The organism is Bradyrhizobium sp. PRIMUS42, from assembly GCF_023006515.1.
Taxonomy (GTDB): Bacteria; Pseudomonadota; Alphaproteobacteria; order Rhizobiales; family Xanthobacteraceae; genus Bradyrhizobium.
This window is the reverse complement of record NZ_JALBGZ010001533.1, coordinates 1-527: the sequence shown is the minus strand read 5'-3', so window position 1 is coordinate 527 and position 527 is coordinate 1. Positions and strand designations below refer to the sequence as shown.

At 63.6% G+C, this 527-nt stretch carries 1 protein-coding gene; it reads left to right on the top strand.

Annotation, left to right across the window (positions count from 1 at the left end; translation table 11 throughout):
- Positions 1-527, top strand: a 527-nt coding sequence (locus MOV75_RS41480) for an amino acid ABC transporter substrate-binding protein (protein WP_246933095.1), incomplete at both ends; no start/stop codon positions are given.

The window sequence follows — 527 nt, the reverse complement described above, 5'->3', positions numbered from 1 at the left end:
ACCCGCATCCCGCTGATGGCCAACGGCACCATCGACCTCGAATGCGGCTCGACCACCAACAACGCCGAGCGCCAGAAGCAGGTCGCCTTCACCAACACCCATTATCTGACCGCCAGCCGCTACGTCTTCAAGAAGTCGAGCGGCCTGAAGTCGATCGACGACCTCAAGGGCAAGACGGTGGTCTCGACCGCGGGCACCACCAACATCAAGCAGCTCACCGAGGCCAACGTCGAGAAGAAGCTCGGCGCCAACATCATCCCGGCCAAGGACCACGCCGAGGCCTTCCTGATGGTCGAGACCGACCGCGCGGTCGCCTTCGTCATGGACGACATCCTGCTCGCGAGCCTCGTCGCCGGCTCGAAGTCGCCGGGCGACTACGAGATCTCCAAGGATGCGTTCTCCAAGCCAGAGCCCTACGGCATCATGCTGCGCAAGGACGACGCCGCCTTCAAGAAGGTCGTCGATGCCGCGACCGCGGCGCTCTACACCTCCGGCGAGGCGCAGAAGATCTACGACAAGTGGTTCAC